The sequence below is a fragment of the Leptolinea tardivitalis genome, from assembly GCF_001050275.1.
GTDB classification, from domain to species: domain Bacteria; phylum Chloroflexota; class Anaerolineae; order Anaerolineales; family Anaerolineaceae; genus Leptolinea; species Leptolinea tardivitalis.
In genome coordinates this window covers 150,550-162,982 of the sequence record NZ_BBYA01000002.1, presented here as the reverse complement: position 1 = coordinate 162,982, position 12,433 = coordinate 150,550, and the positions used below count along the sequence as shown (strand labels likewise).

Here is a 12,433-nt window from a genome sequence, read left to right as displayed (position 1 = left end):
TCAATCCATCCATTCCAATTCAAAATCAGCGATAAAAACGGTATCGCCTTCTTCTACACCGGCATCCCGCAAGGCATCATCCAGACCGATCTTTTCCATCAAATGTTGGAATCGACGAACAGATCCCTCATGTTCCCACAGTGTCATGGCAGCCGCCCGCTCAATACCTTTTCCTGATACCCGCCATCCTTCCGGAATTCGCTCAATGGAGAATTCATAACGATTTTCTTCAGGCCGATAAACAGGGAGTTCCGTTTCAAGCCCTAACGGTTCCGGTTCTGGTGTCTGTTGTAGAAGTTCCTGAACCTTCTTTAACACGTCCACAACATGGGTGCGTGCCAGGGCTGAGATAGTCATCACCTGGATCCCAGCTTTCTTAAAACTGGCGCGAATGGCAGGCAACCGGTTTTTTACGTCTGGCAGATCAATCTTATTAATCACCACAACTTGCGGTTTTGAACCCAGTTTTGGATCAAATAATGCCAGTTCATTATTTATCTGTGTGTAGTCTGCCAGCGGATCTTCCGCCAGTCCATCAATCATATGAATCAGCACACGGTTGCGTTGAACATGCTTGAGAAAGGCAAACCCAAGACCTACTCCTTTGTGGGCGCCTTCCACAAGACCTGGGATATCTGCTATGACCAGAGAATTTTCTTCATCGATCTGGGCAACACCCAGAGCAGCTTCCAGTGTTGTAAATGGATAATCGGCGATTTTTGGATTGGCGTTGGTAACCGCCGCCAGAAAACTGGATTTACCGGCATTCGGCAATCCAACCAGACCAACATCAGCGATCAGTTTGAGTTCAAGTTTAATGGTGAACTCTTCCGCCGGTTCTCCCTTTTCGCCCGTCCGTGGAGCCTGGTTTCGGGAAGTGGCAAAATGCTGGTTTCCCCTTCCACCCCGGCCGCCGCGGGCGATCAATAGTTGCTGCCCGCTTTCAACCAGGTCACCCAGTACTTTTCCGGTTTCTTTGTTGATTACAATGGTACCCGGTGGAACATACACCACCAGGTTCTCAGCAGACTTGCCGGACATATTGTTCGGCCCGCCATTTTTGCCATCCTGGGCGATGTATTTTAACTGGTGACGGAAAACTGACAGTGTATTCATCGTCGGACGCACTTCAAGGATCACATCCCCGCCGCGTCCGCCATCACCACCATCCGGGCCGCCCCGGTTGACAAATTTCTCACGGTGGAAATGGACCATGCCATCTCCACCGCGCCCGCTTCTTACATAAATTTCAGCTTCATCAATCACTTCTTACCGAATTTTGCTTTCAACAGGTCTTCCAGCGTAGGCTTTCCAATTTCCTGTAATTCATAACGAACCCGCTGATTGGGTTTCTTGATTTTCATTACCCGATTCAAGTCAATCGGTGTACCGATGACCACAAGGTCTACATCTGCCCGGTCAATGGTCTTTTCCAGGTCGCGCGTCATTTCTTCCCCATATCCCATAGCAGGGAGGATGGGGCCGGTCTTGGGATATTTCTTGTAGGTGGCTGTGATTTCTCCTACGGCAAATGGACGGGGATCTACAATTTCCGCTGCACCAAACCGTTTGGCAGCCACATAACCGGCACCATACGCCATTTCGCCATGTGTCAGGGTCGGGCCATCTTCAATCACCAGAACTCGTTTGCCGCGAATGGCTTCGGGATTGTCTATATACAGTGGTGAAGCTGCTTCGATTACTGTAGCAGACGGATTAAGCTCGTTTAAGCGTTCGCGTACGGCAATCACTGCCTGAGGATCAGCCGTATCCACTTTGTTAATCACGAACACATCGGCAGAACGGACGTTGGTTTCACCCGGGTGGTACATGTATTCATGCCCCGGGCGGTGTGGATCGGCCACAACAATACTCAAGTCAGGAACGTAGAAGGAAAAGTCATTATTACCGCCATCCCAGAGGACAATATCTACTTCCTGTTCTGCCTGCCGTAAAATGGCTTCGTAATCTACACCGGCATAGACAATGACACCATTATCAATATGCGGTTCATATTCTTCGCGTTCTTCAATGGTGCATTCATGTTTGTCCAGATCGGCATAACTGGCGTACCGTTGTACCTTCTGTTTGACCAGGTCGCCGTAAGGCATGGGGTGCCGTATGGCTGCCACTTTGTAACCCATATCCCGCAAGATCAGTGAAACCCGGCGGGTTGTCTGACTCTTACCGGAACCGGTTCGAACAGCGCATACAGAAATCACCGGTTTGATCGATTTCACCTGGGTAGTTTTTGGGCCCATCATTCGGAAATCCGCCCCGGCGGCCAACACAATGGAAGCCTTGTGCATCACCACATCATGCGGAACATCACTGTAGGCAAAGATCACCAGCTCAATATTGTGTTTTTTGATTAATTTTACGAGATCGCTTTCAGGGTAGATGGGTATTCCCGCCGGATAAAGTTTTCCGGCCAATTCCGTCGGATACTTGCGGCCTTCAATATTTGGAATCTGCGTCGCAGTGAAAGCAACCACTTCGTAATCAGGATTATCACGGAAGAAAACATTAAAATTGTGAAAATCCCGTCCTGCTGCTCCCATAATCAACGTTCTTGTTCCAGCCATTCGATCGTTTCTCCTTGGAGATAAGTTTGGATTACATAACTTCGGGGGAATCAATCCCCAGAAGAGCCAGACTATTAGAAATTACCTGCCGGGCGGCCGCCGTCAATCTCAGCCGGAAACTGCGGGCAGGTTCTTCCGCCGATAATACCGGACAGGTATTATAGAAATCGTTGAAAGCCTGGGCCAGAGTAAAGGAATAATTGGCAATCAACATGGGTTTGTACTCTGCGGCTGCACGGGCAATCTCATGGCTAAATCGTGAGATCAAGTCAATCAATTGAATTTCCTGAGGTGACAATTCAAATTCAACGGGTTTTTCATCTGGAATTTGCTGGTTGGCTTTCCGCAGAATGCTGTTCGCCCGTACAAAAGCATACTGGATGTAAGGTGCCGCCTGCCCTTCGAATGTCAGCGCAGTTTCCCAATCAAACGTCACAATTTTGGTATTGTCGCGTGAAAGCATCGAATACTTAATTCCACCCAATGCCACCATCCGGGCCACGGCCTGTTTGTCTTCCAGTGAAAGATCGGGATTCTTTTCTTCAACAATTTTTAATGCACGGGCAGTGGCTTCGTTGATCAAATCTTCCAACAAAACCACCGTACCATCCCGTGAAGACATGGTCACGTTACCCGGCAGGTTGACGATCTCATACGCCAGGTGGTAGCATTTTTTGGCGAAGTCATATCCCATCAGGTCAAGGGTTTTGTAAATCTGCTGCATATAGAGGGATTGGCGGACATCAATGACATAAACCGACCTGTCGAGGTGGAACATCTCAAATTTCTTCACAGCCAGCGGAAGGTCTTTCGTTGAATACAGAGATGTACCATCAGACCGCAATACTACCAGAACGCGATATTTCTCTTTCGTTCCGGCCAGGTCATCCAGAGGGACGATCACGGCGCCATCCGGCCGTTCATCACGGGCAATGCCCATTTTGATCATACGTTCAACAAACTCTTTCCCCGATTCTTCCACCTCACTCTCATAGTAATAATGGTCAAAGGGAACGTTCAACGTTTTATAGATCTGGGCAAACCCCTCAAGGGACCACTGCCGGGTTTGTTCCCATAAATTCACCAATTCCGGATCGCGCGCATCCCAACGGGCAAATAGAGCCCTAACCTGGGGTTCTGCTTCGGGATCATCATTATATCGACGGTCTGCTTCCGTATACAGGTCGGTCATCCAGCGGTAGCGGTCTTCGCCCGGTTGCTCACCTTTATGATAAGTCAGGTAATTCCACAACCATTTAATGACATGCAGGCCGATATCGCCAATATAATTGGCTCTGACTACATCATATCCGGCACTGGTAAGAATATTGCAGACAGCATTCCCCAGGATGACATTTCGTAAATGGCCTACATGAAACGCCTTATGGGTATTCGGCTGAGAAAACTCTACCATCACCCGCTGATTGACTTTTTGATTAATTCCGTATTGTTTGCCATCCGTTAATACTGTTCCCACGACTCTGCTGGCAAAAGAGAATGTGGAAAAATACAGGTTTAAGTACCCTTTTACGGCTTCGACCCGTTCAAAACCGGCAGGAGGCTGACCATTTTGCTTTAACTCGGCAGCCACTTCAGCAGCCATCTCATTTGCCCGGGCTCCTACATTCCCACCTTTTCCTGACCGCGCTTCAAGGGCAGCCGCCTGGAAAAATGATGTGGATATTCCCCAATGCCCGCTGAACGGAATCCAATTCCACTGAACAGTTTCGATCGGAAGATTGTTTTTCTTGAAATAACTGAGTATTTGTTGTTCGACAGCAGATTGTTCAGTTTGAAACATGCCGCTTCCCATGAGTAGTAGAGTATGGATAGATCTTCCGCTCGTTACAGCGGTGCTGTGCGATTATATCACTTTCAAAATTGATCGAAATACCGCACTAAAATCAACACGACAAGATTGCATGAACACAAAAAGCGGGAGGTTGTCCTCCCGCCATTCAAACAAAACCTGGGATCAATAGTATCAGGCTTACTTTGCAGCATTGAGCCGTTTCATCAGGCGGCTCTTGCGGCGGGCAGCATTGTTTTTGTGAAGAACGCCTTTTTCTGCGGCTTTATCCAGAGCGCTGATTGCGTTCTTTACTGCCTCAGCTGATTCAGGTGTGCCATCAACAATGGCTTTCTGGGCTTTGGCGATATAGGTACGGGCAGCACCGCGGAAAACGCGATTGCGGATGCGTTTCTTTTCATTCTGTTTATTGCGCTTGATTGCAGACTTGATATTAGCCAACTTCGTCCTCCGAAATTAATCCTTACATTAGCAGGGACGTATTTTACCAGAAAACCATGATCTTAAGAAGGGTTTTATATCCGTTTTTCCTGCATTCTTTTTCCCCTATTTCAAAGAAGATTCCAGACCGGCTATCAATGCCATCTTCTCGGCATCGGTAAGTTTGGCGGATGGGTGTTGTAAAACATAGATTGGCATCGGCATCTCGCCGCTTGAGATGACCTCCCGCACTTCATTCCCTGCCCGCTGGGCTCTGCGGCTGCCAGCTTCCCATTCAGAGAAATTCAATCGGCCGCGGCCTTCTTCAATATCATGTTGCACCAGCCAGGAGACCGGAGCTACATTACTGTACCAGGGGTAGACCGTCTCATTGCTATGGCAATCAAAACAGGCTCGTTTGGCCAATTCGCGGGTTTGCGGGCTGTCCCAGGCGGGTTCACCTGTGACTGGAGGATTGATATGATTTTTCCCATACGGGACAAACTGGATCAATATAAAAACCGCCACAGCCAGACCAAAGATTACCATCAATACCTTGCCGACTGGTTTCATCGTTTACCTCCTAATACCACCCGATTTCTCTATTATAAAAGAAAAAGAGAAGCTCTGAGGAAATCTCCTCAGAGCCTCTCACAAATTAAATCAGGTCTATTTATCCTGCAGTGCTGCAAGTCCAGGGAGTACAAGACCTTCCAGCATTTCTAGGGAGGCGCCGCCGCCGGTGGAAATATGGGTGATCTTATCAGCCAATCCAGATTCCTGGATAGCAGCCACGGAGTCACCACCACCGATAATGCTGACTGCACCGCTGTCTGCCACGGCTTTGGCAACAGCATACGTTCCCTTGGCAAAATTCGGGAATTCAAAAACTCCCATAGGGCCATTCCAGACAACCGTGCCGGCACCTTTCAATGCTTTGGCATAGGCTTCCACTGTTTTAGGTCCGATATCGAGGATGCGCCAGCCATCCGGAATGGGTGCCATATCCATAACCTTGAAGGCAGCTTCTGCATCAAATTTATCGGCAATAGTCACATCCACAGGCAGACGCAGTTTGCTGCCGCCATTGGCAAGCAATTCTTTGGCTGTATCGAGAGCCTCATCTTCAACCAGAGAATCCGCAACAGGATAACCCTGTGCCTTGAAAAAGGTATTGGCCATGCCGCCGCCGATGAGGATGACATCAGCTTTGGTCAACAGGTTCTTGATCACACCGATCTTGTCGCTGATCTTGGAACCACCCAGAATGGCCACAAATGGACGTTTGGGTTCGGCAACAGCCTGACCGAGGTATTTGATCTCTTTTTCCAGCAAGAATCCAGCCGCTGCCGGCAAGAAGCGGGCAACACCCTCGGTGGATGAATGGGCGCGGTGAGCCGTCCCAAAGGCGTCATTGATAAATACATCGGCCAGTGAAGCCATCTTTTTAGCCAGGTCGAGGTCATTCTTCTCTTCTTCCGGATGGAAGCGGGTGTTTTCAAGCAAAAGGATTTCGCCCGGTTTTAAGACTTTGGCTGCTGCTTCAGCAGAAGTACCGACACAGTCATCAGCAAAAGCCACCGGTTTCTTCATTAAATCACTCAGATATTCACCAACGGGCTTCAGGGAATACTTGGGATCCGGTCCGCCTTTGGGGCGTCCCAGATGCGAGCAAAGGATTACCGCAGCGCCTTTGTTAAGTAAATATTCGATGGTCGGTAGGGCAGCCCGGATACGGGTATCATCTCCAACTTTGCCGTCTTTAATCGGCACGTTGAAATCCACCCGGACCAGAACCTTTTTGCCTTTTACATCCATATCCTCAACAGTTTTTTTGTTGAACATATTTTCCCTCGCATGATTCTGTGAATTTATAAAGAATGCGCAATCCTGTGATCGAAAGACCCGGGATTACGCATTCTTTGTTGGTCAGGTATCTTTCAGATTACAGGGATTTTGCCATCAATTTGGCAAGATCTGCGGTACGGCAGGAATAACCCCATTCGTTATCATACCAGGTCATAACTTTGACCAGGTTGCCGCCCATGACCATGTTGTACTGGAGGTCAACAATAGAAGAGCGGGGATCGCCCTTGAAATCGCTGGAGACCAACGGATCACCATATTCACCGGTAGTGACACCCAGAATGCCCTTCAGTTTGCCATTGGCGGCAGCCGTGAAGGCAGCATTGAGTTCTTCTTTGGTGATGGTTTTTTCTACAGTAGCTGTGAAATCAACCACGGAAACGGTGGGAGAAGGCACACGCACAGAGCAACCATCGAATTTACCCTTGAGTTCAGGGAGAACCAGGGCGATGGCTTTGGCAGCACCAGTGGTGGTGGGAATGATATTCAAACCGGCGGCGCGGGAGCGGCGCAGTTCTTTTTTATGACCCTGATCCAGAATAACCTGGTCATTGGTGTAGCTGTGGATCGTGGTCATGGTTGCGTACTGGATCTTGGCCAATTCATGCAGAACTTTGGCAGCAGGAGCCAGACAGTTCGTGGTGCAGGATGCGTTGGAGACTACATTGTGCTGTTTGGGATCGTATTTTTCTTCGTTGACGCCCAAAACTACGGTGATGTCTTCATTCTTGGCAGGCGCAGAGATGATGACTTTCTTGGCTCCACCTTTTTCGATGTGGGCGCGGGCACCAGCTTTGCCTTTGGCGGGATCGCCGATGGCATCCACGAATAAACCGGTGGATTCAATAACAATATCAACACCCATATCGCCCCATTTAAGCATATTGGGGTCTTTTTCGGCTGTTACTTTGATGGTCTTGCCGTTCACTACCAGGTCATTGCCATCGATGTCAACGGTACCGTTGAAACGGCCGTAGTTGGAATCATACTTGAACAGGTGGGCATTGGTTTTGCTGTCGAACAGATCGTTGATGGCAACAACTTCCAATTCTCCACCGGAGCGTTCAATGATCGCTTTCAATACCTGGCGGCCAATGCGGCCGAAACCATTGATACCTACTTTTACTGCCATGGAATACCTCCTGGGGAATGATGTAAATTTTCCATGCCTTCTTCAAGGCGGATTTACGTGTTTATTGTACTGTTTCTTTATTTATTAATGGACCGGTTCTCTCATAGAATAAGTCCATTATAACCTGTGCCAGCCTTCCTGAATCATGTCTCCAGGGATTTTGTGGATCAACCAGATCGCTGGAATAGGTTGAATATTCTTCACCCAGTTTTTCATCAATACGAACCCAGTCAACACCCTCTGGTAAATCGATATCCTGTTTCTGGTTGCAGATCACCAGGTCGAATATTCGCTGATTGAGATGCTTTTCGATCGTTCTTATATGATCAGCCGTGGTAAAACCATCTGTTTCACCAGACTGAGTGGCAACATTACAAATGTAAAATTTGGTCGCCCGGCTTGCCTTGATCGCTTCTGATAAATCAGGGACCAGTAAGTTCGGCAAAATGCTGGTAAACAGGCTCCCAGGACCCACAATGATCAAGTCAGCATTCAAAATAGCCTGTACAGACGGAGGATATGCCAGAGGATTATCCGGTTCCAACCAGACCCGTGTAATCCTGCCTTCGATCAACGGGATGTTACTTTCGCCAGAAACGCGGATATCCGATTGATTGTGGTTGGTGGTTTTATCAGCCACCAGCCTTACATCATGCAGTGTTGACGGTAATACTCTGCCCTGTACAGCCAATACTCGACCTGATTCCGCCACGGCCTCTTCAAAACTGCCGGTGATATCTGCCAGCGCCGTGATGAAAAGATTCCCCAGGGTATGTCCATTCAAACCGGCTCCTTCACCAAAGCGGTACTGGAAAATCTGGGTAAGCATAGCCTCATCGTTTGAGAGGGCGGTCAGACAGTTGCGAATGTCACCCGGTGGAAGAACTCCCATGTTGCGTCGTAGTTCACCGGATGAGCCCCCGTCATCTGCCACAGTAACCACCGCCGTAAGGTTATTCGTGTGATTCTTTAACCCACGCAACAAGGCAGACAGTCCTGTTCCGCCGCCAATGACCACAATGCGAGGGCCTCGTTCTTTTTTTCGATAGGCGCTGACGGCATCCAATACTGGTTTTCCGGGTGTCATATATGGGCGCAGTAAAGCCCTGTTTAGTTTATATGTCCCGAAGAGAATGCAAACCAGACCGAAACCACCAAAAATCACGGCCCGTAAAGGACGTTCAAGAAATCGAAGAGATAAATATGAAAGAACTGGAAGCCACCAGGTTTCCGGTGCTGATCGGTATACATCCAGAACCAGCACGGCAAAACCAAGCCCAATAAGCATAGCTCCAATCAAGATGACCAGCAGCCACCGCTTTACCCCCAGACCGGGGGCAAGCCAGCGTAATTCTCTGACAAACTGTTGACCAAAATGCGACAACCAACTGGCAGATTTTTTTTGCATAGCCATAGGAATATAGCAGGAATCGACTTCCGAGTCAACCAACGATATACCTACGCCAAACGTTGCAACGAACCTGCCATATCTTCTGAACCCTACTATAATAATCCCATGCTTCCTGATTTCCGTGTCCGCCAGAGAGATTACCTGCTCGAAATAGCTGCCGCACTGGCCGGTGAATTAGATATTAAAACCCTGCTTGAACGCATCTTAAGCGTCAGTATCGAAATGCTGGCCGGTCAGGGCGGCCTCATCGCCCTTCGTTCTGAAACACAGGGATGGAAAATACAGACCAGTGTTGGCATTCAACCAGCCTTTTTACGAGCCATTACCCCTTTACTGGCAGATATTCCAGCATCCGTCGAATCGGTAGAAGCAGAAATTCCAGAAATCAACCGCCTGCTTGACCATCTGACGTTTGCAGCCAGTATGGGTTTTCTGACCGGTGTAGGCCTCCCATTAACCGCCCGGCAGAAGGTTGTGGGCGTGATTTACATTTTTCGCAGTTATCCCGGTATTTTTTCGAAAAATGACCGGACGTTGCTGCGAAGTTTTGCCAACCAGGCCGCCGTCGCCGTACAAAATGCACAATTATACAAACAGGTAATCCATGAAAAACAACGCATGGAAGCACTTCTGGATAATGCCGGGGATGGTATTTTGATATTAAATCCAGATAGACGTATTCAAGTCTGTAATGCGTCTTTCAGCCGGTTATATGGACTGGATTCAGATCGAATCCAGGGCAGCAGCCATGACCAGATTATCCAGTGGAACGGTCCTACCCAGGGAATCACGTTGGAACAGGCAGAAGCCGGTGGTTGGCCTCTCTCTCCACATGCCCAGCTTTATGTGGAAGGCGACTTGAAACGCAGGAATAATCAGGTGCCTTTGCCCATCGGCATCACCTATGCGCCTTTGCTTTCGGAAGAAGGCAATCTTTTGAATATTATTGCCACCATTCGTGATATCACACGATTCCGCGAAGCCGAAGAATTGAAAAGCACGTTTATATCCATTATCAGTCATGAACTGAAGACACCGGTTGCCCTGATCAAAGGATATGTTTCCACTCTGCGGCGTGATGATGCCCGTTGGGACAGGAAAGTCGTCAATGAAAGCCTGCAGGTTATAGAAGAAGAAGCTGACCGCTTGACCGGTCTTATCGAGAATATGCTTGACGCATCTCGCCTTCAGGCTGGTGGAGTCAAGTTAAAGCAATCTGATATTTTGTTATCAGATATGGCTGAACGTCTGGTCAAACGTTTCCAGACTCAGACCGATAAACATACTCTGGTTACCGATTTTCCACCGGATTTTCCCGTTATTCTGGCCGATGAAACCCGCATTCAACAGGTTCTCTCCAACCTGATTTCAAATGCGATTAAATATTCACCCGGTGGAGAAATCCGCGTCAGCGGTCAGGTGCGCCCAGACCGGATCATCATTGGAGTAAGCGATGAAGGTCCCGGTATTTCACCCAATGACATCCCACACGTATTCGACAGATTCTACCGATCCCCTGAAATGGCGCGTGCCACCAAAGGTGCCGGCCTGGGGTTGTATCTCTCCAGGGCGATTATTGAAGCTCATGGTGGACGTATCTGGGTGGATCCATCTCCTCAGGGAGCGCGTTTTTTCTTTACACTTCCCCGTCCGGCCAACGGCTGACGTTTAGCGAGTATAATCATTCTTATCCTTTTCAATGAGAGTGTCTTTTATGGCCAAAACCCAAACAATGTGTCCCCGCTGCCACCAACCCGCATTAGTGGATATGAGGCAGCTTTTTGATTTAAATACGGATCCCCAGGCAAAACAAATTTTGCTTTCGGGAAATTACAACATTGTACACTGCCAGAATTGCGGTTATCAGGGAGCTGTCCCATCGCCTCTGGTCTATCATGACCCTGATAAAGAGTTGCTGCTCACTTTCTTCCCGCCCGAGTTGGGGCTGCCAGTCAACGAACAGGAACGGATGATCGGCCCGATCATTAATCAGGTGGTCAATGCTCTCCCATTGGAGAAACGTAAAGCATATATCCTTCGCCCCCAGACAATGCTCACCTATCAGTCAATGGTCGAGAAAATCCTCGAAGGTGACGGAATCACCAAAGAAATGTTGGATGAGCAGCAGAAACGGGTGGGTCTAATCCAACGTCTGTTGACGACCTCACCGGATGCCATTGCTGATGTATTAAAAAATGAAGAACCTCTAATAGACGCAGCATTCTTCAGCATCCTGAACCGGTTGGTAGAAGCATCCCTTATGCAGGGTGACCAACGATCTGCCCGGGCATTGGCTGGCGTCCAAAAAGCCGCTCTAGAAGAAACCGAATTCGGGCGTAATCTCAAAAAACAGGCCGAAGAAACTGAAGCAGCCGTTAAGTCACTTCAAGAAGCCAGTAAACAGGGTTTGACCCGGGAAAAATTGATGGAGTTAATCATAACCGCCTCCAGTATGACGCAGGTAGATACACTGGTTTCTATGGCACGCGCCGGGTTGGATTACACCTTCTTTGAGCAACTTTCCACGAAAATCAACTCGACAAATGGCGATGAGAAAAAACGGCTCGAAGATTTACGAGACCATCTTTTGGAATTGACCAAAGAAATTGACCGGGTAATGCAGGAAGAAATCGCCAACGCACGCGCCCTTTTGGATAAGATTCTGTCAGAAACTGATATAGAGAAAGCTACTGAAGCGGGTCTTGATTCGATGTCAGATCTATTTGTCGAGCTCCTCCGCCAGGAGATTCAATCCGCCCGCCAGCTTAACGATATGGTCCGGCTTGAGAAATTGCAGAAGATCGCCGGTGTAATTCAGAAAGCCAGCGCCCCTCCGCCGGAAGTGCAATTTATTGAATTGCTGATGTCACTAGAAAAACCGGAAGAACGCCTTAAGGCGATGCAGGAAAATGCCGCTCTGATCACTCCCGAGCTTGTATCGTTGTTGAACAACATCATTACTCAGAGTGAACAACAGCAAAACCAGCCTCCTGAAGCCCTGGAAGCCATTAAAAATGTATACAGAGAAGTCTTAAAATTCTCGATGGAACAGAATTTAAAAAAATAGCCAATCTGAAAATAACACAAACAACGGGATGATGATTTGTCATCCCGTTGTTTTTTTTACACCATATTTATTCAAATTATCCTCCGAATGCATAATGATTGATACGGAGAAAATGACAGGGTGGTATTTAATCCTGCTTGCT

The 12,433-nt window shown here is 48.3% G+C and carries 10 protein-coding genes; 2 read left to right on the top strand and 8 right to left on the bottom strand.

Features of this window, described 5'->3' with window-relative positions; translation table 11 throughout:
- The 8 genes from obgE to LTAR_RS02080 all read right to left on the bottom strand — a co-directional run bounded on the left by obgE (position 1) and on the right by LTAR_RS02080 (position 9,263).
- Positions 1-1,266: a GTPase ObgE gene (obgE, locus tag LTAR_RS02115; protein ID WP_081419754.1), complete on the bottom strand. Its 1,266-nt coding sequence runs from the start codon at positions 1,264-1,266 to the stop codon at positions 1-3.
- Positions 1,263-2,585 (bottom strand): cyclic 2,3-diphosphoglycerate synthase, encoded by a 1,323-nt coding sequence (locus LTAR_RS02110; protein ID WP_062420508.1) that lies wholly within the window; start codon positions 2,583-2,585, stop codon positions 1,263-1,265. Before LTAR_RS02110 ends, obgE begins: the two co-directional genes overlap by 4 nt.
- A gap of 31 nt (positions 2,586-2,616) precedes the next feature.
- A complete protein-coding gene (gene argS / locus LTAR_RS02105) occupies positions 2,617-4,386 on the bottom strand; it encodes an arginine--tRNA ligase (RefSeq protein ID WP_158423378.1) in 1,770 nt (589 codons plus the stop codon).
- Positions 4,387-4,575: 189 nt separating this feature from the next.
- Positions 4,576-4,836: a 30S ribosomal protein S20 gene (gene rpsT, locus LTAR_RS02100; protein ID WP_062420506.1), complete on the bottom strand. Its 261-nt coding sequence runs from the start codon at positions 4,834-4,836 to the stop codon at positions 4,576-4,578.
- Positions 4,837-4,941: 105 nt separating this feature from the next.
- Entirely contained in the window at positions 4,942-5,388 is a 447-nt protein-coding gene (locus LTAR_RS02095) for a heme-binding domain-containing protein (protein ID WP_081419753.1), read from the bottom strand.
- A gap of 96 nt (positions 5,389-5,484) precedes the next feature.
- Positions 5,485-6,660 carry a phosphoglycerate kinase gene (locus LTAR_RS02090; protein WP_062420505.1) on the bottom strand — a complete coding sequence of 392 codons (1,176 nt, stop codon included), beginning with the start codon at positions 6,658-6,660 and terminating at the stop codon, positions 5,485-5,487.
- Positions 6,661-6,760: 100 nt separating this feature from the next.
- Positions 6,761-7,813 (bottom strand): type I glyceraldehyde-3-phosphate dehydrogenase, encoded by a 1,053-nt coding sequence (gene gap / locus LTAR_RS02085; protein ID WP_062420504.1) that lies wholly within the window; start codon positions 7,811-7,813, stop codon positions 6,761-6,763.
- 61 nt (positions 7,814-7,874) lie between these two features.
- A complete protein-coding gene (locus tag LTAR_RS02080) occupies positions 7,875-9,263 on the bottom strand; it encodes a gluconeogenesis factor YvcK family protein (protein ID WP_158423377.1) in 1,389 nt (462 codons plus the stop codon).
- Positions 9,264-9,329: 66 nt separating this feature from the next.
- Here LTAR_RS02080 and LTAR_RS02075 point away from each other — a divergent pair, with 66 nt between their 5' ends.
- Positions 9,330-10,889: an ATP-binding protein gene (locus LTAR_RS02075; protein ID WP_062420502.1), complete on the top strand. Its 1,560-nt coding sequence runs from the start codon at positions 9,330-9,332 to the stop codon at positions 10,887-10,889.
- 49 nt (positions 10,890-10,938) lie between these two features.
- A complete protein-coding gene (locus LTAR_RS02070; protein ID WP_062420501.1) occupies positions 10,939-12,291 on the top strand; it encodes a CpXC domain-containing protein in 1,353 nt (450 codons plus the stop codon).
- The last annotated feature ends 142 nt before the right edge of the window (positions 12,292-12,433 follow it).

Bases quoted from the DNA above. Each gene is read 5' to 3' on its own strand.
- gap (WP_062420504.1), bottom strand. From the start codon at position 7,813: ATGGCAGTAAAAGTAGGTATCAATGGTTTCGGCCGCATTGGCCGCCAG.
- LTAR_RS02095 (WP_081419753.1), bottom strand. From the start codon at position 5,388: ATGAAACCAGTCGGCAAGGTATTGATGGTAATCTTTGGTCTGGCTGTG.
- LTAR_RS02075 (WP_062420502.1), top strand. From the start codon at position 9,330: ATGCTTCCTGATTTCCGTGTCCGCCAGAGAGATTACCTGCTCGAAATA.
- LTAR_RS02090 (WP_062420505.1), bottom strand. From the start codon at position 6,660: ATGTTCAACAAAAAAACTGTTGAGGATATGGATGTAAAAGGCAAAAAG.
- argS (WP_158423378.1), bottom strand. From the start codon at position 4,386: ATGTTTCAAACTGAACAATCTGCTGTCGAACAACAAATACTCAGTTAT.
- LTAR_RS02110 (WP_062420508.1), bottom strand. From the start codon at position 2,585: ATGGCTGGAACAAGAACGTTGATTATGGGAGCAGCAGGACGGGATTTT.
- LTAR_RS02070 (WP_062420501.1), top strand. From the start codon at position 10,939: ATGGCCAAAACCCAAACAATGTGTCCCCGCTGCCACCAACCCGCATTA.